Source organism: Methylocystis sp. Uni0008, from assembly GCF_056838045.1.
The window spans coordinates 236,472-255,472 of record NZ_CM166370.1 but is presented as its reverse complement, the minus strand read 5'-3'; the positions used below and the strand labels follow the sequence as shown (position 1 = coordinate 255,472).

Genomic DNA, 19,001 nt, shown 5'->3' with positions numbered 1-19,001 from the left:
GTCACCCCGCTGCAGCGCGGTGCGGCGCGGCGATGCGGATCTTGTCGTTGAGCTTCCATTTGGGGGGATAGAACAGATCGATCCGGTCCGGGATCGGATCGAACTTCTGCTTGATGCGAACGCGGCCAGTTCTTCCCGTGACCTGCGGGTGCGCCACGCGCGCATATTTATCTAACTCGCAGAATAGATTCTGGCAGTCGATCAACTGGAGCCGGCGGCCCCAGAGCGATTGGAAGTCCAGTCCAAGGCGCTGAAACTCCTGCTCCTGGAGATCGGCCATCAGCCGGATGAGCTCGGGTTCGTTCAGACCGCCCGGGTCGACGAAGCATTTGCGCAGCCCATCACGCGCGCCCGGCCCGGGCACGACGAAGTCCATCTCGCTGAAATCGGTGAGCTCGCTGTAATTGATGTCGGTAATGAACTGGTAGGCGAGGAAGTCGCCGATCGTCGGATAGGCGCGCAGCTTCTCGAAGCCCTCCTGCATCGTGCGGATCTGCGCCAGCCGCTCCGCGAGCCGGTCGGCCATCATGCGTTCGAGCAGCAATAGATGGTTCTGGTGCTTGGCTGATCGCCCGAACGCGCGGCTGCCCGGCGGCATGATGTAGGCGGCCGAGTAGATGCGACGTCCGGCCTTCATCGCGCGCGCGAGCACCGCGTCAAAGGCAGCGAAGCGATAGTCCTCGAAGGTGATCGGGCCAAGCGCGCGTTCGAGGAGCTCCCAAGTCTCGATCTTGTTGAACAGCTTGAACAGCACGATGCGGAAGAACACTTCGCGCGGCGACTTAGGCAGGTCGTCGCGATAGATGACATGCCGGATGAGATATTGGCTGACCCGGTCGGACGCGCGGTAGGCGTTGGTGAACTTGTAGATCGCTAGCACCGGATTGTCGGTCCACGGGCGCGTTTCGCCCCGCACGCGTCGAAAGAACACCGCCTGCCGTTCGGCGGCAAAGCGCCAATAACTCTCATAGACCTCTGATACTTTGGCAGGTGCCAAATGGCGCAGCACGATGGGCGCCATTGTCGTCGATGGCTCAGGTGGCCGAACGGCGACGGGCAAGTCCATCGGCAGCGATCCGTTGGTTTCAACGTGACGGGACTTCGGAGGGCGGCCGCGTGGGCGTTTCGGAGGAAATTTCGGTGACCTCCAATTCAAAGCGTTGCTCCCTTGGTCGCGGCAGCGACGACTGAGCGCACCACCGGAGCGGCGGGCGGCGCCACGAGGGCGTGGGCGGCGGCGACCATCGGCGCGAAATCGGCGTCGCTCTTGGTGATCCGCTCGAGCTTCGCGATCCCGACCATGACGTTCAGGCGCGCCAACGGCATGCCCATCTCATGGGCCATGAAGGCGCCGAGCTGCGCCAGGCCAAGATAATTGCCATAGGCTTTGTCGAAGATCTGCTGGGTGGCGTAGAAGGCGTTGGTGACGAGTCCGGCCGCAGTCGGATCGAAGCTCACTTGCTGCAGGCAGGGAAAGCCCAACTGCGCGCTCGCGACATGGTCGCGACCCGGATCGAAGGTGGTGGCCTGCAGCATCGAGCGGCGCACGCCTGTCCGCGAATTGAACTGAGACAAAATCCACTCCAGTTGATTGCCATCGCATGGGCCGCGCCCGTACATGACCATGCGCTCGAAATACAGCCCGCGGCCATTGGCCTTGCGGTTCATTGCTTGCCAGCGCGGGAACGTCGCGCGATAGAGTGCAAAAAGGCGGGTCCGGTCGCCACGCGACATCTCCCAGAGGCGCTGCGGGAAGATTGTGAACGCGACATCGTCGACCACGAGTCGCCCCTTGCGCTTGAGCAGCCGATCGAGGGCTTGGCGCACCGCCGGGTCTTCGGCTGCAGCGCCGTTTTGCGCAAAGCCGGTCAGGCTCAGGATCAGCGGCGCGACCTCAGTGCCGGAACCATCGAGAACCCGCAACAGCAGCCGCGCCCAAGCGCGCGACAGATTAGTGTCGTCGATCACCACCGGCGGCGGCGCTATGACCATCTTCGCCTTACTCATCCGAGTCCTCCTCCAGATGGCGGTATTGCGCGAGACCGACATAGCCGTATGGCTCATTTTTCTGAATCGGGGCGACACGCACGAAGACGGCCCAGTCACCGGCGCTTGCTTGAAAGATTCCCGGCTTCATCGCGCGGAAGAGGCGTCCGGCTGCGAGATCCCGCTCGACGGCGAGGCCATCGCCCGTCACCTCGGTGCCAGGTGGCAGAAGGAGCAGGGTCTTGACCTCTGCGTCCAGGGTGGGCGCGGTGCGATGGCTGTCGGCAACGATCAGGGGCTCAGGCGTCAGCGCGCCGAGGATGTTCATGCGTAGCACCTTAGGAGTGACGCGCTGCAGAGCGGTGGCACGGCCGCGCGACAGCACGTTCACGCCTGCCGATAGGTGGGTCAGGAGGGTCGCATAGCCGACGCCGAACTCGCAGGCGATCGTGAAGATCTGCGCCGGCGTCGCCGTTTCCGGGGTCCAGCCCCGGACGGAGAACGCGCGGCGCAGGCCGATGATGGGCATGAGGATGAAGCCGGCGAAGGTGTCGGCCAGGAACTCCTTCGGGTCCTCCCAAGGCTGCGCCTTGGCGTCCTCGCGCAGCTCGTCAATCGACGAGCCGTGGCCGAACACGTGATGGCCGAGCTCGTGCGCGCAATTGTAGGCGCGCCGCGGCAGCGGCCGCCGCGCGGAGAGGTGGATGCGCGGCGGCAGGCCGCGCTGATACATCCCTTCCATGTTGATGTTGTTGAAGCGCACCGCGACGCCCAGCGTCTCACACAGCCCGTAGATGCAGATCGGGCCGACTTGGTCGAGTTTTGCCGTCGCCCGCGTTGCCGCCGCGACCTGCATCGCTTGGGTCGCCAAGCCGCGGCGATTGAAGCTGGGTTTGGTGGTGCGCATCACGTTCATCAACGATCGCCTCCGTTCGGGGTGGAATCGCTGCGCATGGCGGCCAGCAGCTTGAGCAGGCGTTCCAGATCGTCGGGCTTGAGTTTGGACAGTTCACGCGCCGCAAGCTCGAGCCGCGGGTCCTGAGCGTCGAGCGTATCGGGTGCCTCACCCAGCAGCCAGGTGACGCTGACATCATAGATCTCAGCAAGCCGGGCGAGTTCGTCGGCCGAGATGCGGCGATTGCCGGCTTCCATTTCGCTGACGGAAGGGCGATGCAGGCCGAGCATCTTGGCGACATGGCCTTGCGATAGGCCCGCAAGCTTGCGCGCCTCCTTTAGACGCTCGGCGATCTGGATCCGCTTGGCGGAATCGAGCTCGGTCATGCCGCCGCCACTTCTTTCTCGCTTTGCTTCTTGAGCAGGTCGCAGACGAAGGCGGCCGTCTCGTCGATCGAACGCGGGAGCTTGGTCGTCTCGTCGATGAAGATGTTCACGTCATTCGGGATCGTCGCGCCAATCTCGGTGGCGAGGATGGTGGTTGCGACAGGCCAGACCTTGCTGTCGAACTTCGGCAGGTTCTCAACCGGCTTAGTGGCGCCGGTGAGCGGCGGGCATTCAAGACCACTATCGGCTTGGATTTGACCGAGTACGGCGATCAGCTTGTCTTTCAGCGCAGCGGGATCCATGGGCACCTCCTTCATCCGACATGCGGTAAGATAATCTTACCAACACGAATATTCAAGAGCGATGCCGCTGGCATAGCGCCAGATAGCTGTTTAGCCTGCTCCAGTGGAAAAATTGTAATCTTCCTGCTACATAAAGACCGCCTTGGTAGCATGAAGAACGCAAATGCCGACACCACATCATCCCCCCGCCGCTGTGCGGCGCGCCCTGCGTAAGCTGGGCGCGGATATCCACGACGCCCGGCGACGCCGGCGGCTGCCCATGGCGGTCGTGGCCGAGCGCGCGTTCACGTCCCGCTCGACCCTGCAAAAGGTCGAAGCGGGCGACGCCAATGTCAGCATCGGCATCTACGCCGCTGTCTTGCACGCGCTTGGCCTGCTCGACGGCCTGGGCGAGATCGCCGACATTGCCCGCGACAGCGTCGGCCAAGCCTTGGCCAGCGCGGACCTGCCGAAGCGCGTCCGCCTCAAGCGCACATCGGCACCGACCGACCATGACTGACATCGAAGTCCATATCGACCTCAACGGACACACACGTCCGGTCGGTTTAGCGCGCAGCAACAAGGTGCGGGGCAACGAGACTGTTGTGTTCGAGTATGCGGCAGAATGGCTCGCTGATCCGGATCGCTTCTCGATCGAGCCCGCCCTCGCATTGACCCGCGGCGGCTTTGCGCCGCCGGCCGGACAGGCCATCTTCGGGTCCATCGGCGACTCCGCCCCCGACACCTGGGGCCGCCGCCTCATGCAGCGCGCCGAGCGGCGGTTCGCTGAGCGCGAAGGCCGCGCAATCCGAACCCTCGCCGAGAGCGACTACCTTCTTGGCGTCGCCGATGAGACCCGTCTTGGCGCGCTCCGATTCCGCTGGGCAGGCGACGACGTGTTTCAAGCGCCGCTTCGCGCGGGCGTGCCCGCCCTGATCGAGCTCGGGCGTCTCCTCGCCGTGACGGAGCGCGTCTTTCGCGACGAGGAGACGGACGAGGATCTCCAGCTCATCTTCGCACCCGGATCGTCACTTGGAGGTTCACGCCCCAAGGCGTCGGTCATCGATCAGCACGGCCACCTCTCCATCGCGAAGTTCCCCAAGGAAACCGACGACTACAGCTTGGAGACCTGGGAGGAGATTGCTTTACGCCTCGCGGGGCGCGCCGGCATCGCCACACCCTACCATGAATTGCTACGGGTCGGCGGAAACGCGGTGCTCCTCTCTCGGCGCTTCGATAGAGACGGCGCCATTCGCATCCCGTTCCTCTCCGCCATGGCGATGACTGGATCGAAGGACGGCGAGCGCGGCAGCTATCCCGAAATCGTCGATGCGTTGACGCGGCACGGGGCTCAAGCGAAGACCGACGCGCAGGCGCTGTACCGTCGCGTCGCCTTCAACGTGCTGATCTCGAATGTGGATGATCACCTGCGCAACCACGGCTTCCTGTGGCTTGGCAAGGCGGGCTGGTCGCTCTCCCCCGTCTATGACCTCAACCCCGTCCCTACCGACCTCAAGGCCCGGGTGCTGACGACGAACATCGATCTAGACGAAGGCACCTGCTCGATCGATCTCCTCGAGGCAGTCTCGGAGTACTTCGGCCTCAGCCTCGCGGCAGCACGCGCCATCATCAAGGAAGTTGCGGCCGTGACGGCAACCTGGCGCGAGACCGCGAAGGAGGCCGGCGCCCGACCCGCCGAGATCACCCGCATGGCCAGCGCCTTTGAGCACGACGATCTCAAGCGAGCGTTGGCGCTGTGACGCGGACCTTCATCCATAGCTTCCACCCCGCATCTGCGAGCCCCGTCGCTGGCCCGACCGTCGATCTGGAGGTTTCCGAGATCGAGGATGCCGGCATCCGCGAGGTGCTTCAGACCCCCGGCGCCGCCTATGGTGCCTGGTCTATTCTGGATGCCCTGCTCACCGCGACGGTCCGGGCACACCGTTCATCTTCAAGGAGCCTCTCGGATAAGCGCGCGAGGTAAAGGTCGCGCTGTCAGGCCTGTTCGGACGCTTTGTGGCCCGCGCCAATCTCGAGCGCTACCTCAACCTTTCCATCTTCGCGCACGTCGGAAGCCGATCGCTGCTCCTCGATGGCCGGCGCCGCATCGACATCGTCCGCCGTTCCCGCGGCGATCTGCCGGACTGGGTGGCCTGCGCCGCCGATCTCTCCTCTTTGACGGTGGCGGAAGCCAAAGGCTGCCACGACCGGGGTGGCCCCGACAATGCGCTCGCCAGGGGATGGACACAGGCCCAGCGCATCGACGTGACGGCCAAAGGCCGGAAGGTGACGATCAAGCGCGTCGCTATCGCCACACGCTGGGGCGCGGCAATAAATGCGCCGCCACACGCATATCTCTCCGTTCGCGATCCCATCGACGAAGGCGATCCGATCGATCCGGACGATAAGGGCGCCGCATTCATCGGGCTCCTTCGTCATCATGTCGCCAACCTAGTCGCTCCGCTCGGCCATGCCGAGCTCGCGGGCGCGCTTCGGCGGCTAACCCGCGAACGCTCTGAGCACGGGGTTCAGCGTGACGTCGCGAGCGCCAGAGCGCTCCTGAATACTGCTCCAGTACGGGAAGTGGACGGTGCCAGCGCCATCGACGGGCTCGTAGGCGGAATCGTCACCCGGGCGGGACCACTGATCGACGCAACCGCGAATCCCGCCGATCAAGATGTGCTTGCCCGGCTCAACCTGCGCCCGGTCTTCGTCGGCATGGAGCGGGATCTCATCGATGCGGCGATCGAGGGCGAGGCCAAGACAGTGCGCGACCGGCTGGCCGCAACCACCCGGCACGCGTCCCGATCGCGCCGGCGGATGGGTGATCTCCCTTGGCGCAGATCGACATATTATCGGAAGCGCGTAGAAGCGTTCTATGGTGGCAGCGGCAATCGAATGCAGCCGCTTTGACTTTGTTGCCGTTATCGTAGGTCAACTACGACAATTCGTACTTTCTCAAATAGGGGGAAAGCCTGCCCCTGCGGCCGAGCCTGCCGTCTCGGCCGACCCCTTCTGCGGGAGACCCCGCAACGTCCCTTGAGAGTGAGAGCGCGGACCGGGTTGCCGTGACGGGTTGAGGACTGGGAGAGAGGCTCCTGGCGCCCGTCGCGGAGATCCGCGATGTCCAGAGATGCCGCTTGCGCTCGCTCCGGCGCCAGCCGGACAAGCCTCTACGATGAAATCACCACCAAGATCATTGCCGAACTGGAGGCTGGCCGCGTGCCTTGGGTGCAGCCCTGGGGCACGGCGGCGGCGAAGGCGCCGCTCGCCATGCCGAAGAACGCAGCCACCGGGCGATTCTATTCTGGAATCAATGTGCTGATCCTCTGGGGCTCGGTGATTGAGCGTGGCTTCCCGGTCCAGGGATGGTTGACGTTTCGACAGGCCCTCGGTCTTGGCGGTAACGTCCGCAAGGGCGAGCATGGCACCACCGTCGTCTATGCCGATCGCTTCATTCCCGACGACGAGAAGAAACGGGCGCAAGAGACCGGCGAGGAAGCGCAAGCGATCCCCTTCCTCAAGCGCTTCACCATCTTCAACCTGGCGCAATGCGAAGGCTTGCCGGAGAATCTCGTGGTCGCGGCGCCACCACCCGAGCCGGGCCTCATCGAGCCCAAGGTCGAAGCCTTGATCAAAGCCAGCGGCATCGACTTCCGCATCGGCGGAAGCCGGGCCTTCTACATGCCCGAGCAGGACTATGTGCAAGTCCCACCGCCGCAAGCCTATTTCGAGCCGATCAACTGGCACCGCACCGCGCTTCACGAGCTTGGTCACGCCAGTGGCGCCCCGCATCGGCTTAATCGCGATCTCTCGGGTTCCTTCGGCTCGAAGAAGTACGCGTTCGAAGAGCTGGTCGCGGAGATGAACGCCGCATTTTGCTGCGCCTCGCTCGGCATCGTGCCGACAGTGCGTCATGCCGACTATATCGGCTCCTGGCTGGAGGTGCTGCGCGAGGACAACCGCGCCATCGTTCGCGCAGCGTCGCAGGCGAGCAAGGCCGCCGACTTCCTCCTCGGCTTTCTTCCTGACGATGACGCGCAGGTCTCTACTGCGAACGAGCGGGACGCCGCGTGATCCGGCTTCTGTCGCGACCGCAAACCGGCCGTCACGCAATGCCGGATTTGCGCGGACGCGCATCTCCGGGGCGCCGGATATCCGGCGTTCCAGAGGTAGAGGGCTGCGCCGGTTTTCGTGACGGGTTGGAGGTCGAGAGAGAGGCTCTCGGCCGCCCGTCGGGGAGACAATCCCGATGGCTACTGCCATTCAGAAGATCACCCTGTCGTCCTCGCGCGACATCCCCTTCAACAAGCTTGTTCTCTCTCAGTCGAATGTCCGGCGAATCAAGGCCGGCGTCTCGATCGAGGAACTTGCCGAGGACATCGCGCGTCGGACGCTGTTGCAGAGCATCACCGTGCGGCCCGTTCTCGACGACAACGGCGCCGAGACCGGCATGTTCGAAATCCCGGCAGGCGGGCGTCGCTACCGCGCGCTGGAACTTCTAGTGAAGCAGAAGCGTCTCGCGCGTAATGTGCCGATCCCCTGCGTCGTGCGCACCGAGGGAACGCCCGAAGAGGATAGCCTCGCCGAGAACGTGCAGCGCGCGCCGCTGCATCCGCTCGATCAATTCCGCGCATTTCTGGCGTTGCGCGAAAAAGGACAGAGCGAAGAAGAGATCGCCGCCGCCTTTTTTGTCGGCGTCAACGTCGTCAAGCAGCGGCTACGGCTCGCGTCGGTGTCGCCGAAACTTCTCGACGTCTATGCTGACGACGATATGACGCTCGATCAGTTGATGGGCTTCACGGTCAGTTCCGACCATGAGCGACAGGAGCAAGTCTGGGACGCGGTCCAGCGCTCCTACAATAAGGAAGCCTATCAAATCCGCAGACTCTTGACCGAGGGCGCCGTGCGCGCGTCCGAGAAACGCGCGCAATATGTCGGCGAAGAATATATAGCCGCCGGCGGCGCCGTCATGCGCGATTTGTTTCAAAGTGACGACGGCGGCTGGCTACAGGACGCTTCCCTGCTCGACCGGCTTGTTGGCGAGAAACTGGAACGCGACGCGCAGGCCATCCGCGCCGAGGGCTGGAAATGGGTCGAGGTCGCAATCGATTTCCCTTACGGCCACACCTATGGCCTGCGCCACATTTCTGACGAGCGGCCATCTCTTACGGACGAAGAAGCCGCGACGCTCGACGCATTGCGCGTCGAGGCCGAACAGCTTGAAGAAGCTCACGCCGACGCAGACGAAATTCCCAAGGAAGTCGATCAACGACTCTGCGAGATCGAAACCGCAATGACGGCGATCGACGAGCGGCCGGTCACATACGCGCCCGCGGACATCGCCAGCGCCGGCGCTTTCGTCAGCATCGACGGTTCGGGACGCCTTCGCGTCGAGCGCGGTTATGTTCGCCCCGAAGACGAAGCGGCGATCGAAAAAGAGGACACCGCCGAGACGGAAGAGGAGATCGAAGCAAATGCTTCATCGGCGGCGGCGGGAACCAAACCCGCCTCGCGGGACGACGGCGCGGTTCAACGTGAGCCTGCGGATGATGACGACGAAGGGCTGCGGCCCCTCCCCGACAAATTGCTCACCGAACTCACCGCCTATCGTACGCTGGCGCTGCGCGAAGCCATCGGCAATGATCCCAGCGTCGCCTTTCTCGCGGCGCTGCATGTTCTCTGCCTTAAACAATTCTACCATTACGGCTCGGACTCCTGTCTGGAGATCGAACCGAAAACGGTCGCCTTCGGCGCCCAGGCGCCGGGGCTTGGCGACACCTCGCTCGCAACCAAGGTCGACGCGCGTCATAACGGTTGGGCGCAGCAGCTCCCCGCCGAACCCGGCGATCTGTGGGACGCGTTGATGACGTTTGACGCCGAGACGCAGCAACGCCTCTTCGCCCATTGCGTCTCGCTCACGGTCAACGCCGTGCATGAAGCCTGGAGCTTCCGGCCAAGGGCCATGGCTCACGCCGACCGTCTCGCGCGAGAGTTGTCACTCGACATCACCGTGACTGGATGGGCGCCGACTGTCGACAATTTCTTCGGCCGTGTGACTAAAGCGAGGATCGTCGAAGCCGTGCGCGAGGCGAAGGGCGCCGAACAGGCGAAACGCATCGAGCAGTTGAAGAAAGGGGACATGGCACAGGCAGCCGAGCAGATGCTGTCGGGTTCTGGCTGGCTGCCCGAACCGCTGCGCACGCCGGGGCGCATGGCGCAAGGGTCAGAACCGTCAACTGTGGCGGCTACTAACGTTGATGCAGTCGTCGAAGAAACGGCGGGAACCGGAAACGAAACGGCTATCGACGAAATCGCTGCTCGGGGCGACTCTGACGACGGCTCGGTGGATGCCCCCCAGGACATCGCCGCCGAGTAGACCTCCCCGAGGCCGACCCTGGAGGGACTCGCCAGCAATGGCGAGTCCCTTTCCTCTTGGAGGGCGCGCGCCATGTCCAGCTCAATCGCGTCAGAGCTGGCGAGTCGTCTCGCGCGCGAAGCGGAGGCGGTTTGCCGGCGCTATCTCTCCAACGGCCGGCGCGTGGGCTGCTATTGGTTGGTCGGCGATGTTCGAAATGAGCCCGGGCGTAGCCTGTTCGTTCGCCTGAAAGGTCCACCAAGCGGCAAGGGCGCTGCGGGTAAATGGGTCGACTCGGCGACGGCCGAACACGGCGATCTGCTCGACATTATCCGCGAGACGTGTCGACTGAGCGATTTTCGAGACGTCGTCGACGAGGCTAGGCGCTTTCTCAGCCTCCGGCAACCAGCGCCAGAACCGGATAAGAAACGACCCTGCGCAGAGCCGACGCTCGCGCGCTCGCCGGAGTCGGCGCAACGCCTGTTCGCAATTTCGCGGCCGATCGCGGGCACGCTTGCCGAGACGTATCTGCGCCATCGCGGCATTACCGCTTTCCACGAAACCACTAATCTGCGCTTCCATCCGCGTTGTTACTATCGGCCGGACAATCGCTCGCGGGTCCAGACCTGGCCCGCGTTGATCGCCGCCGTCTCCGATCTTGAGGGGAAGCTCACCGGAGCGCATCGTACCTGGCTCAACCCATCTGGCAGCGGCAAGGCATCGATCGAAACGCCGAGACGGGCGATGGGCTGTCTCCTCGGCAACGCTGTCCGCTTCGGTGTGGCGCATGACATCATGGCGGCGGGCGAAGGAATCGAAACCGTGCTGTCGCTTCGTTGCGTCATGCCGACCATGCCAATGATCGCGGCGCTGTCGTCCGCGCATCTTGGCGCCATCCTGTTTCCGACCACCGTGCGCCGCCTCTATGTCCTGCGCGACAACGACGCGGCAGGCGCCGGCGCGGCGGCGACCTTGTTCGACCGCGCAAATTCGGCAGGCATCGAGACGATCATCCTGTCGCCGACGCTGGGCGACTTCAACGACGACCTCCGTCTGCTTGGGGTCGAGCAGTTACGAGCGCCCATCAGGTTGCAACTCGCGCCACAGGACGTCGCGCGCTTCATGGAACCGCGAAGGCGAACGAGGCCGATTCAGCGGCGTCGGCTACGTGTCTGATCGGATCGCGCAGCGTTCCGCCATTGTCGGAGAAAGCCGCGTCCCTTGCCTTCATAGAGGGCGATCTTTGCGGCAGTCGGCATGGCCACGCAATGGCTCCGGGCCGACCATTTTCCGTCGCGCCCGTTGGGCGCTTTACAGCGCGAGACAAAATAGCCGGCCCTTCGCCATCCTCCGCTGCGCTGCGGCCCTTCGCTGCGCTTCGGGTGCGGGTCAGAACCGCCCGCCGGTTTTCGTCGCCATGAAGGCCGCGAGGGTCGCGGTCAATCCGACGAAGGAAAAGCGCAGATGACGACCGATCGCGACATACCGGGCTTCGAGTCACCGCCGCATTCATCCTCGACCGAACGCGTGCTCGCCCAACTCCAGCTCTATGGCTTCCGTCCCTTCCAGGACGAACCCGACCCGAGACCACTTCCCGAAGCGCGAACGATCACCGTGGCGGTAGCCGACATCTTCGACGCTCTTGTCGCGACACTGGGCGACACCCGCCTCGAACCCGACCTCGAGGCGCTGCTCTGGTCAACGGTCAATCTCTTCCACCGCGCTGTTTTACGCATCGAGCGCGAACTCGACGACAATGAGCAGGCGCAGCGACGCAGTCAGAATGAACAGGACGGCTCGGAAATCCGCTCGGTTGAACTCGAACGCCTGATCGTCGAAGGGCGGACGCTCGTCGAACGCCGCGACAGCATGGAGCTCTTCCGCGACGAAGCCGCAGACCACTTCGAGCGCCACATCGGCTCATGCTGGCGTCCGCGCTCAGGCTCCAAGGTCAACCATCGCGCACTCACCTCGGCGATGATCGACAGTCGCGATTTTCTTGCCGCCCAGCGACGCGCTGCGAACAAGACACTGCTTCCGGTCGGCGCCAAGGTTGTCTTTACGGGCGGACTCGACTTCAACGACCATCGCGCCATTTGGGATCGGCTCGACAAGGTGCTCGCCAAGCATCCCGACATGGTGCTGCTGCATGGTGGCAGTCCGCGCGGCTCCGAACGAATCGCCTCCTGCTGGGCCGATCATCGCAACGTGCCGCAAATCGCTTTCAGGCCCGACTGGGCGCGTCACGCCAAGGCGGCGCCATTCAAGCGCAACGATCAAATGCTGGCGACGCTGCCCATCGGCGTCATCGTCTTTCCCGGCTCAGGCATCTCCGCCAATCTCGCCGACAAGGCGCGCATGCTCGGCATCCCGGTGTGGAAACTCAGCGAGAGCGGCGCATGAGCGACAGACCGCCGCCGCACGCAAATCAGCTGCAGCAAAGGGATTCAGATTAAGCGTTTGTCGCGTTGCGCAATCCGATGATTACCGATCGCCAAAATCGCCAGACGAGCTGGAATTATGGCTCAACCTGAATTCCGCTGCTAACCCGACTTGTTCATTGGCCTCAACCCTGAGTGCGCGTCATGTGGATCGCCAGGAACTTAGTCTCCTGCGTCAGCGGCACTTCAATCGTCCGAATTCTCTTGAAGCCGATGCTACCGTAAAAGTGCGATGCATTCAGTGTCGAGTAGCACTCGAGTGTCCGAATAGACCGCTCTTCAACGTCTCGCATACAGCGCAACAGGAGCGCGCTCGCAATGCCTTTGCGTAGCCATCGCGGGTGCGTCGCAAAGTGTCGGATATGCGCGACTCCATTTTGGATCTCGCCGTCGCCGGGCCGCTCCAAGGTCCATCCGCCGCATCCGATGCATTCCTCATCAGCCGTCTTTGCGACGTAATAGGTCCCAGATGCAAGCAGATGCGGATTAGCCTTCGTCATCAGCGGCAACGCGACAACCAGCAACCAGCAATTCATTCTTGTAATGGCCTCGCAGCAGCGTCGAATAGCTAGCGTCGAGAAGAGCGCTCACCTTCCTGTCATCATCTACGGAAGCAATCCTAATGATGAATTCGTTCATCTCAAAGCAATCCCTTTTGTAGCGGCGCCAGCCGAGACTCAATGTCTGCCGATGGCGTCAACTTCGATAGTGGCGCAAAGCTGAAATCGATGCTGCGGGTGTTTCGAACCATTTAACTGCTTCCGTGTGTCCCTACTTCGATTATTGTAGCGATAGCGCCGTGGCGGTGGTGGGAGGCGCGACCGTTTGACATTGTCACGGAGGCCGCCATGCTCATCGCCATTCCCATTCTTGCCTTCTTCTGTTGGTTGCTGTTTGCGCTTGCCGTCAATGCGCTGCCATTCTTCGTGGGCGCCACCGCGATGCTCGCCGCCTATCAGAGCGGCGCGGGTCCCATTGGCGCGATCGTCGTCGGCGTCTTTGTCAGCGCCGCATTGCTCGCCGGTGGACAGCGCGCCATTGCGGCCGCCCGTTCGCCGCAACTGCGCGCAGCCATTATTTTCCTTTTCGCCGCGCCAGCCGCTATCGCCGGATATCACGCGATTCGTGGTCTTGCCCGTTTCAGCGCGTCATCCGAACCTTGGCAAGACGCTTTCGCCGTAGTTGGCGCGATCGCGGTGGGAGCAACGGCTTGGGCGCGCATGACATTGGCCTCGCCAAATGTCGATCGGCGGGCCTTGGCTCGTTCGAGCGCCCCGCCCATTGCGTCTGTGAACAAAGACGAGTGAACCCTCGCGGGTCATTGCTGGAAAGGCGGATCGAGACTGACCCATCGTCGAACGCGAACCGCTAAGGGAACATTCGCTATCGGGCTGCGCATTTGAACCGCGTCGGGCACGATTGCAGTTCGAACGCGTGATGATCAGGAATTCGAATGCTGTCGCCCTTGCGTTCGGTGATGCGTGGGCCGCTTTTCTTTGCGCCAGCGTTTCTTTTCCTTCGCATGGAATGCCGCGCGGCTTGTGCGGACGCTTCGATGTCCGCCAATCTCCTGCGAAGGCTGTCTGGCCAAGCACGACCACCGTGGCCTCTCTTATGGCGTGATCTGGCCGAAGGACAGCTGCGCCTCGATCGCCTTGGACGCAACGGCGACTGACGACTTTCTTCCCCTGACGCCTGCGGCGTCATTCCGCGCGAAGCAAGAAAGTCGCCCGTCCGCCGTCCTCCGCTCCGCTTCGGCCCGCTGGCGGGTGCGTCGCCGATCGCCTTCGGCCCGTCGATCGCCATCGAGGCCGCGGTGGGCGCGGCTCGAAGACAACAGATCACAGGAGAACTATCATGGCGAACATCGGCTCCTTCAAAAAGTCCGGCAACGAGTTCCAAGGCGAGATCGTGACGCTCAGCGTCCAGGCCAAAGGCGTCCGCATCGTTCCAGAAGCCAACCGCTCCAACGACAACGCCCCGAGCCACCGCGTGTTTGTTGGCCGTGCGGAAATCGGCGCCGCTTGGTCCAAGCGCTCCAACGAGGGTCGCGATTATCTCTCGGTCAAGCTCGACGATCCGAGCTTCACCGCTCCGATCTACGCCAACCTCTTCGACGACGAAGACGGTGAGGGCTACACCCTGATCTGGTCGCGGGGTCGCAAGCCGAATGGCGACTGAACGCCAACGCCCCGCCTGAGACATCGGGCGGGGAGTCCTTCACTGTTGGGCAAGTCACGCTTTGGCGCGTGATTTTCCACCTGCGCGCACCCTTTTCTTCGGAGGTTTTGACTCCCGTCGCTTCACGCGGCTTTGCGCCCGCCCCCGCGCTATCGCCTCGAGGCGTCGCTCTTCTTCTTCACGCGCCTCGTCATCGGGGTTGACCAAAGCGAGGTGGTCGACCCCGAGAGAGAGCGCAATTTCATAAAGGCTCACAATCGTTGGATTTCTGCGACCGCGCTCGAGACCGCTCATATATTGCTGCGTAAAACCCGACTGTTCGGCAAACTTTTCTTGCGTCAGGCCTTTTTCCAGCCTGATTCTTCGCACGTTCCGTCCGACCAGCCTCCGCATATCCATGGGGAAAGGCTGGACCGACACACACTATGATGTTTATCCACTATAGTATGTATTTGCGCCCCACTTTCGCGCGAGACCTTGACGGGAAAAGTTGGCAAAGTGTCCACAATCGAACATCCATCGCTTCTGGATTCGCAAATCGTGCCGCACACCAATACGAGTTCCGTCGCCGACGTCGCGCCTAATGACGACCAAGTCGTCGACTATGACCGCGCCCATTCGGTCATCTATTTGCGGTTGCTGGACGCCGCAAAAGAAGGCGCGGCCTGGGAGGAGGTGTCGAAGATCGTCCTTGGAATCGATCCAGCCTGTGAGCCGGAACGCGCGAAACGCGCCTACGATACGCATCTTAAGCGTGCGGAGTGGATGACCACGAATGGCTACAAGGATCTGCTCCAGGGCACGCCGTAAACCGGACTCATGATCCGATGTTTGCTGAGAGCGACTCACGTTCTTGTGGCTCGGTCACGTCGCTATTGAGGCGATGATGTGGGCACTGGAATCGCCGAAGCGAATATCCACGCAAATCCGAATGGTTTTCGCGACAAATTCTCGCCAAAATTTCTTTTAAACATAGGCTTAGCCACTCCTTACGAGAATTTTCATGACCATCGGCGATTGGCGCTCAGAAGGCGCATATGAGCATTTGCGAGATACGAACTGGCGCGACTACGCCTGGGAATATCTGCGGCGCAACGATGAATATCGGGCGCGATACGCCGATTCCGAGTTCCGAGCCCGGCTCGATGCCGGCGTAGAAGGACCCGAGCGGTGTTGGGGGCTTCGATTTCGCGGCTGACCCCGCGCTGAACGCCGCCGAAGCGGAAATTTTCTGGCGTCCCGAATGCTGTTCCAGCGTTGTGATGCTCGACGCGCATCCGGCTCTGACGTCAATGCTCGTCTATGTGCCGCAAAATTGGCCAGATCTGCGTTCGCGCCGCATCACGTCGGATGGAGACTATTTGATCCTTGGCGCGAGATGCCGGGAACATCGGCTCTGGTTACCTGGCCCTCCTGCCCCAGGCGTCGCGCTTTCCGCTCTTATTCCCGTCGATAAGTCGACGCAGACGCGTTCCGCGGCAACGTTGCGCTTTTTCCGTCATATCAACGGAGGATCGGCCGCCGGCGGAGCGCAGATCCAACATAAGCGGATATCAGAGATGCTCCGTGCGCTCGACGGACATCTCGCCGACGCCTCCTATCGCGACATTGCACAGCAATTATTTGGTCATGAGCGACTGAACCGTGAGCCTTGGAAGACATCCTCGATACGCGCCATGACGATTCGTCTTGTAAAAGGCGGCGTCGCGCTGATGCGCGGTGGCTATCGCAAGCTTCTGACAAGATAGTCGACCCGCTCGCCGACAATTCCGCTCAGCCGTTAACCGCACCTCGACAACTCGCAGCTGCGAGGGTGACGAATCTCGCACTCAATATATCCGTCATCCCTCCCGCCGGACCTTCTCCGCCAATGTGATCGACGACGACCGCCGATCATCGGCGGCGCGCTTCGCCACTCGAAGGTTCGATCATGTCCGCGCAACCAGCAGAACTCCCGCCGCGCTACTTGCGCACGCCCGAAGCCGCACGCTTCCTCGGCCTCTCCGGCCGCACGCTCGAAAAGCACCGCACCTATGGCACCGGCCCCCGCTACTCCAAGCTCGGCGGCCGTGTCGTTTATCGCGTCGAGGATCTGCAGGCATGGGTGGAGCGCGGAACCAAAGCCTCAACGTCCGATCCCGGCGTCGGGACCGTTTTACCGGCGCGTCGCCACGCCAGTGACGTCCTCCTTCGCGTCAGTCAGCCGCGCCGTTGAGCTCTCGGACTCGCGCCATGGCACGCCGATCCGGCCGTCCACTCAGCGATGAATGGGAGCAGCTCGAATTGTTTCGTGCCCTCCCTGGCGATCTCGCGCCGCGCGACGCCCAGGACCTGATGTCCTACCCATTTTTCAGCCTCGCCAAATCCAAACGCCTGACGTCGATCGACTTCCGGATGGGAGAGATCGTCATCAAGGTCGAAGCGACGCCTGAGCACGGCATGGCGACCATTTGGGACGCCGATGTGCTCATTTGGGCTGCTTCCCAGATCGTCCAGGCGCGCGACAATGGCTTGAAAACCTCGCGCCTGATGGCGACGACTCCTTATGAGATTCTGACGTTCATCGGACGCACGACGAGCGCGCGAGATTATCAACGGCTGAAGGCGGCGCTCGACCGGCTGCAGTCGACAAGCGTCGCGACATCCATCCGCCAGCCGGCAGAGCGGCGGCGCCACCGCTTCTCCTGGATCAATGAATGGAAAGAAACCTCCGACGCGAACGGTCGGCCGCTCGGCGTCGAATTGATCCTGCCGGATTGGTTCTATGCGAACATCCTGAATGAAGCCCTGGTGCTGACAATCGATCGGGAATATTTCGCCCTGACAGGCGGTCTCGAGCGTTGGCTCTATCGCCTCGTGCGCAAGCATGGCGGCCGTAAGGGCGGCGGCTGGAGTTTCGATTTCCGGCATCTGCACGCCAAGTCCGGCGCGCTGTCGCCGCTCAAACATTTTGCGTTCGACCTGCGCGACATCGTACGTCGGCAGCCGCTTCCAAATTATCAGCTCTCCATCCATCACGACCCGCTTGGCGACGAGCGTCTCGTCTTCGCGCCGATTCCACTCGACCCACTCGAGCGCGCTTTAGGCCGCCTCGATCCCTCTCTCCGGTCTGTGGACAAGCTGTGAAAACACTCGTGCTATCGGGGACCGACCCTATCGTGCCATCAGGGACCCAATCCTCGTGCTATCGGGGACCGAAATGGTCTCTAACGCCCTGCTATGTCATCGTTCACGGCTCCCCTAACTGTACTAACATTGAATCCTTCGGATTCATTCTAACGGACCGCGCCGCAGTCCACCCTGTGGATGATCGCGGCAAAGCTTTGCCGGAAAGAGGTGACGGGCAGAGCCGTCGATTCGCGTTCATCGTCATTTGTCGGCGTTCCAAGGCCACGCTCCGAGACCGCGCGCCTGCGCAAAAGCGGCGCCTCGAGAGAACTCGCTCCATCGTCGATCCATACGTCGCAAGTAACTCGGAGAATTCTGCGCCTTCCGGAGGCGCGCCATGACCCCGCTCACCGAAGTGGAGCTCTATTTTCTCAAAGGCAAGATCGAGCGCTGGATTCGTTTCGGCGCGCCCGTGAATGAACGCACGCTCGATCGTCGGCGGCGCATCGCTTACTTCACGCCGGGATCAATTTTCGCATTCGTCCGCTGGGCGTCGAACGGCTACGGGACGCTTGTTTCGCGCATCGATATTCTGCGCGCCTGCAGATCGATCGAGCCCTATTCGACTGTCCCCGCCGTCAAACCCGGCGCTGAAATTCTTCTGCGAGCGGTAGGCTGGAACAATGTTCAGCGGGTTCTGCGCGGCATCGATGCTGTCGAGTCATTGGGCTTTGCGCCACAAGATATCTGCCCGGATCATTGGCGGCATATCCACAATCGACTGGCTGCGGGCCTGCCGCCGCGGCCCTATACGCGAGAACGCCATCAAGCCTGGCTCCTGCGCGCGAGGGTCAATTCCAAATGATCAGACCCATCGTTCTCGCATTGCTCGCAAGCTGCGCCGTCGCATCAACGCTCTCGACGACGCACGATCCGCTGCTGGTTTGGAACGCCTCCGCCAGCGTCCCCATAGGTCTCTATGCCGTCCAACCTATAGGCAAACTCACCGTCACCGATCTTGTCGTCGCGCGACCGCCGGAAGCGCTCGAAGGCTGGCTAGCTGAGCGCCGCTATCTTGCCAAGGGCGCGCTGCTGATCAAGCGCGTCGCTGCATTACCTGGCCAGCGAGTCTGCCGCAACGGGCGCACCGTGACCGTCGACGGAATTTACATGGCGGCGGCGCAGGAACGCGACCACGTCGGCCGACCGCTGCCCACTTGGAGCGGTTGCCTTTCGGTGGCTTCAGGCCAGGTCTTTCTCCTCAACTGGGATGAACCCTCGTCGCTCGACGGACGGTACTTCGGGACCATTCCTTCCGAGAAATTGATTGGACGTGCGATCGCGCTTTGGACGTTGGAGTGACGG

At 62.5% G+C, this 19,001-nt stretch carries 23 protein-coding genes and 1 pseudogene; 16 read left to right on the top strand and 8 right to left on the bottom strand.

Annotated features, from left to right (window positions below; translation table 11 throughout):
• Position 1: 1 nt before the first annotated feature.
• From AC0X69_RS01245 to AC0X69_RS01225, 5 genes are all read right to left on the bottom strand, one after another.
• Positions 2 to 1,009 carry a nucleotide kinase domain-containing protein gene (locus tag AC0X69_RS01245; protein WP_482610515.1) on the bottom strand — a complete coding sequence of 336 codons (1,008 nt, stop codon included), beginning with the start codon at positions 1,007 to 1,009 and terminating at the stop codon, positions 2 to 4.
• A 143-nt stretch (positions 1,010 to 1,152) separates the two neighbouring features.
• Entirely contained in the window at positions 1,153 to 2,007 is an 855-nt protein-coding gene (locus tag AC0X69_RS01240; RefSeq protein WP_482610513.1) for a thymidylate synthase, read from the bottom strand.
• Positions 2,000 to 2,902: an ImmA/IrrE family metallo-endopeptidase gene (locus AC0X69_RS01235; RefSeq protein WP_482610511.1), complete on the bottom strand. Its 903-nt coding sequence runs from the start codon at positions 2,900 to 2,902 to the stop codon at positions 2,000 to 2,002. The genes AC0X69_RS01240 and AC0X69_RS01235 overlap by 8 nt, the downstream gene beginning before the upstream one ends.
• A complete protein-coding gene (locus AC0X69_RS01230; RefSeq protein ID WP_482610509.1) occupies positions 2,902 to 3,267 on the bottom strand; it encodes a helix-turn-helix domain-containing protein in 366 nt (121 codons plus the stop codon). The genes AC0X69_RS01235 and AC0X69_RS01230 overlap by 1 nt, the downstream gene beginning before the upstream one ends.
• Entirely contained in the window at positions 3,264 to 3,569 is a 306-nt protein-coding gene (locus tag AC0X69_RS01225; protein ID WP_482610507.1) for a hypothetical protein, read from the bottom strand. Before AC0X69_RS01225 ends, AC0X69_RS01230 begins: the two co-directional genes overlap by 4 nt.
• 163 nt (positions 3,570 to 3,732) lie before the next feature.
• On the opposite strand from AC0X69_RS01225, the gene AC0X69_RS01220 reads away from it, so the two are divergent.
• The 7 genes from AC0X69_RS01220 to AC0X69_RS01190 all read left to right on the top strand — a co-directional run bounded on the left by AC0X69_RS01220 (position 3,733) and on the right by AC0X69_RS01190 (position 12,309).
• Entirely contained in the window at positions 3,733 to 4,068 is a 336-nt protein-coding gene (locus AC0X69_RS01220; protein ID WP_482610505.1) for a helix-turn-helix domain-containing protein, read from the top strand.
• Complete coding sequence (locus AC0X69_RS01215) at positions 4,061 to 5,308, top strand: type II toxin-antitoxin system HipA family toxin (RefSeq protein WP_482610503.1); 1,248 nt, start codon at positions 4,061 to 4,063, stop codon at positions 5,306 to 5,308. The genes AC0X69_RS01220 and AC0X69_RS01215 overlap by 8 nt, the downstream gene beginning before the upstream one ends.
• Before the next feature lie 256 nt (positions 5,309 to 5,564).
• Positions 5,565 to 6,461, top strand: coding sequence for a hypothetical protein (locus tag AC0X69_RS01210; protein ID WP_482610501.1), 897 nt, complete (start codon positions 5,565 to 5,567; stop codon positions 6,459 to 6,461).
• A 210-nt stretch (positions 6,462 to 6,671) separates the two neighbouring features.
• Positions 6,672 to 7,625: an ArdC family protein gene (locus AC0X69_RS01205; protein WP_482610499.1), complete on the top strand. Its 954-nt coding sequence runs from the start codon at positions 6,672 to 6,674 to the stop codon at positions 7,623 to 7,625.
• A gap of 175 nt (positions 7,626 to 7,800) precedes the next feature.
• Positions 7,801 to 9,927: a ParB/RepB/Spo0J family partition protein gene (locus AC0X69_RS01200; protein ID WP_482610497.1), complete on the top strand. Its 2,127-nt coding sequence runs from the start codon at positions 7,801 to 7,803 to the stop codon at positions 9,925 to 9,927.
• 72 nt (positions 9,928 to 9,999) lie between these two features.
• Positions 10,000 to 11,082 (top strand): DUF7146 domain-containing protein, encoded by a 1,083-nt coding sequence (locus tag AC0X69_RS01195; protein ID WP_482610495.1) that lies wholly within the window; start codon positions 10,000 to 10,002, stop codon positions 11,080 to 11,082.
• Between the two features lie 288 nt (positions 11,083 to 11,370).
• Entirely contained in the window at positions 11,371 to 12,309 is a 939-nt protein-coding gene (locus AC0X69_RS01190; protein ID WP_482610493.1) for a DUF2493 domain-containing protein, read from the top strand.
• Between the two features lie 163 nt (positions 12,310 to 12,472).
• Here AC0X69_RS01190 and AC0X69_RS01185 read toward each other — a convergent pair whose 3' ends face one another.
• Both AC0X69_RS01185 and AC0X69_RS01180 read right to left on the bottom strand, forming a co-directional pair.
• Entirely contained in the window at positions 12,473 to 12,847 is a 375-nt protein-coding gene (locus AC0X69_RS01185) for a GNAT family N-acetyltransferase (RefSeq protein WP_482613287.1), read from the bottom strand.
• A complete protein-coding gene (locus AC0X69_RS01180) occupies positions 12,834 to 12,986 on the bottom strand; it encodes a hypothetical protein (RefSeq protein ID WP_482613463.1) in 153 nt (50 codons plus the stop codon). The genes AC0X69_RS01185 and AC0X69_RS01180 overlap by 14 nt, the downstream gene beginning before the upstream one ends.
• Before the next feature lie 209 nt (positions 12,987 to 13,195).
• Here AC0X69_RS01180 and AC0X69_RS01175 point away from each other — a divergent pair, with 209 nt between their 5' ends.
• On the top strand, positions 13,196 to 13,654 hold the full coding sequence (locus tag AC0X69_RS01175) for a hypothetical protein (RefSeq protein ID WP_482610491.1): 459 nt from the start codon (positions 13,196 to 13,198) through the stop codon (positions 13,652 to 13,654).
• 550 nt (positions 13,655 to 14,204) lie between these two features.
• The gene (locus AC0X69_RS01170) at positions 14,205 to 14,528 is read left to right on the top strand and encodes a DUF736 domain-containing protein (RefSeq protein WP_123176285.1); all 324 of its coding nucleotides are present in this window, start codon (positions 14,205 to 14,207) and stop codon (positions 14,526 to 14,528) included.
• Between the two features lie 183 nt (positions 14,529 to 14,711).
• Here the strand turns inward: AC0X69_RS01170 and AC0X69_RS01165 are convergent.
• A pseudogene (locus AC0X69_RS01165) lies at positions 14,712 to 14,927 on the bottom strand (helix-turn-helix domain-containing protein); the annotation flags it as partial.
• 108 nt (positions 14,928 to 15,035) lie between these two features.
• Here AC0X69_RS01165 and AC0X69_RS01160 point away from each other — a divergent pair.
• The 7 genes from AC0X69_RS01160 to AC0X69_RS01130 all read left to right on the top strand — a co-directional run bounded on the left by AC0X69_RS01160 (position 15,036) and on the right by AC0X69_RS01130 (position 18,998).
• On the top strand, positions 15,036 to 15,338 hold the full coding sequence (locus tag AC0X69_RS01160) for a hypothetical protein (protein ID WP_482613286.1): 303 nt from the start codon (positions 15,036 to 15,038) through the stop codon (positions 15,336 to 15,338).
• A 193-nt stretch (positions 15,339 to 15,531) separates the two neighbouring features.
• Positions 15,532 to 15,726 carry a transcriptional regulator domain-containing protein gene (locus AC0X69_RS01155; RefSeq protein ID WP_482610489.1) on the top strand — a complete coding sequence of 65 codons (195 nt, stop codon included), beginning with the start codon at positions 15,532 to 15,534 and terminating at the stop codon, positions 15,724 to 15,726.
• A gap of 64 nt (positions 15,727 to 15,790) precedes the next feature.
• Entirely contained in the window at positions 15,791 to 16,276 is a 486-nt protein-coding gene (locus tag AC0X69_RS01150; protein WP_482610487.1) for a DUF2285 domain-containing protein, read from the top strand.
• 182 nt (positions 16,277 to 16,458) lie between these two features.
• Positions 16,459 to 16,743, top strand: a complete 285-nt coding sequence (locus AC0X69_RS01145; RefSeq protein WP_482610485.1) for a helix-turn-helix transcriptional regulator — start codon at positions 16,459 to 16,461, stop codon at positions 16,741 to 16,743.
• Positions 16,744 to 16,760: 17 nt separating this feature from the next.
• A complete protein-coding gene (locus AC0X69_RS01140) occupies positions 16,761 to 17,654 on the top strand; it encodes a replication initiator protein A (protein ID WP_482610483.1) in 894 nt (297 codons plus the stop codon).
• A 379-nt stretch (positions 17,655 to 18,033) separates the two neighbouring features.
• Entirely contained in the window at positions 18,034 to 18,501 is a 468-nt protein-coding gene (locus AC0X69_RS01135) for a DUF2840 domain-containing protein (RefSeq protein ID WP_482610482.1), read from the top strand.
• Positions 18,498 to 18,998 (top strand): S26 family signal peptidase, encoded by a 501-nt coding sequence (locus tag AC0X69_RS01130; RefSeq protein WP_482610480.1) that lies wholly within the window; start codon positions 18,498 to 18,500, stop codon positions 18,996 to 18,998. The genes AC0X69_RS01135 and AC0X69_RS01130 overlap by 4 nt, the downstream gene beginning before the upstream one ends.
• Positions 18,999 to 19,001: the final 3 nt, after the last annotated feature.

Coding starts and splice junctions, on each gene's coding strand:
- AC0X69_RS01150 (WP_482610487.1), top strand. CDS start 15,791: ATGCTCGACGCGCATCCGGCTCTGACGTCAATGCTCGTCTATGTGCCG.
- AC0X69_RS01230 (WP_482610509.1), bottom strand. CDS start 3,267: ATGACCGAGCTCGATTCCGCCAAGCGGATCCAGATCGCCGAGCGTCTA.
- AC0X69_RS01240 (WP_482610513.1), bottom strand. CDS start 2,007: ATGAGTAAGGCGAAGATGGTCATAGCGCCGCCGCCGGTGGTGATCGAC.
- AC0X69_RS01225 (WP_482610507.1), bottom strand. CDS start 3,569: ATGGATCCCGCTGCGCTGAAAGACAAGCTGATCGCCGTACTCGGTCAA.
- AC0X69_RS01130 (WP_482610480.1), top strand. CDS start 18,498: ATGATCAGACCCATCGTTCTCGCATTGCTCGCAAGCTGCGCCGTCGCA.
- AC0X69_RS01185 (WP_482613287.1), bottom strand. CDS start 12,847: ATGACGAAGGCTAATCCGCATCTGCTTGCATCTGGGACCTATTACGTC.
- AC0X69_RS01135 (WP_482610482.1), top strand. CDS start 18,034: ATGACCCCGCTCACCGAAGTGGAGCTCTATTTTCTCAAAGGCAAGATC.
- AC0X69_RS01170 (WP_123176285.1), top strand. CDS start 14,205: ATGGCGAACATCGGCTCCTTCAAAAAGTCCGGCAACGAGTTCCAAGGC.
- AC0X69_RS01155 (WP_482610489.1), top strand. CDS start 15,532: ATGACCATCGGCGATTGGCGCTCAGAAGGCGCATATGAGCATTTGCGA.
- AC0X69_RS01235 (WP_482610511.1), bottom strand. CDS start 2,902: ATGAACGTGATGCGCACCACCAAACCCAGCTTCAATCGCCGCGGCTTG.
- AC0X69_RS01220 (WP_482610505.1), top strand. CDS start 3,733: ATGCCGACACCACATCATCCCCCCGCCGCTGTGCGGCGCGCCCTGCGT.
- AC0X69_RS01205 (WP_482610499.1), top strand. CDS start 6,672: ATGTCCAGAGATGCCGCTTGCGCTCGCTCCGGCGCCAGCCGGACAAGC.
- AC0X69_RS01200 (WP_482610497.1), top strand. CDS start 7,801: ATGGCTACTGCCATTCAGAAGATCACCCTGTCGTCCTCGCGCGACATC.
- AC0X69_RS01145 (WP_482610485.1), top strand. CDS start 16,459: ATGTCCGCGCAACCAGCAGAACTCCCGCCGCGCTACTTGCGCACGCCC.
- AC0X69_RS01140 (WP_482610483.1), top strand. CDS start 16,761: ATGGCACGCCGATCCGGCCGTCCACTCAGCGATGAATGGGAGCAGCTC.
- AC0X69_RS01190 (WP_482610493.1), top strand. CDS start 11,371: ATGACGACCGATCGCGACATACCGGGCTTCGAGTCACCGCCGCATTCA.
- AC0X69_RS01175 (WP_482610491.1), top strand. CDS start 13,196: ATGCTCATCGCCATTCCCATTCTTGCCTTCTTCTGTTGGTTGCTGTTT.
- AC0X69_RS01215 (WP_482610503.1), top strand. CDS start 4,061: ATGACTGACATCGAAGTCCATATCGACCTCAACGGACACACACGTCCG.
- AC0X69_RS01180 (WP_482613463.1), bottom strand. CDS start 12,986: ATGAACGAATTCATCATTAGGATTGCTTCCGTAGATGATGACAGGAAG.
- AC0X69_RS01195 (WP_482610495.1), top strand. CDS start 10,000: ATGTCCAGCTCAATCGCGTCAGAGCTGGCGAGTCGTCTCGCGCGCGAA.